Source organism: Campylobacter sp. B0100352/1, from assembly GCF_020135855.1.
In the GTDB taxonomy this organism is placed as follows: domain Bacteria; phylum Campylobacterota; class Campylobacteria; order Campylobacterales; family Campylobacteraceae; genus Campylobacter_D; species Campylobacter_D taeniopygiae.
The window spans coordinates 1-282 of record NZ_JACHTP010000125.1; the positions used below are offsets into that span (position 1 = coordinate 1).

Consider the following 282-nt stretch of genomic DNA (forward strand, 5'->3'; position numbering starts at 1 on the left):
CACGTCCTATGTTAAATAATTCTTCCACTTCTTTTTTATCATCATTTAGTGCCAATAAAAAACAACGCATATTATCTCTATAATCTTTAAAATTTTTAGCAAATTTTTGCATTTGTTTTCTTGTTTCTTTTCCTTCTTTTGTATCTTTTGGAATGCTTTTTAATATTGAAAAATAGAGTTTAGAATATAGTCTATCAAGTTTTTGCAATTCTCCGCTTTTATCACTACAAATAAGTTTTTCTACTTTTGTACTAGCTTTAGCACAATCAAAACTAGGTTTAG

General features: G+C 26.2%; 1 pseudogene. It reads right to left on the bottom strand.

Going from position 1 to position 282, the window contains the following annotated elements:
* Positions 1-282, bottom strand: a pseudogene (locus tag H2279_RS08830) (hypothetical protein); the annotation flags it as partial.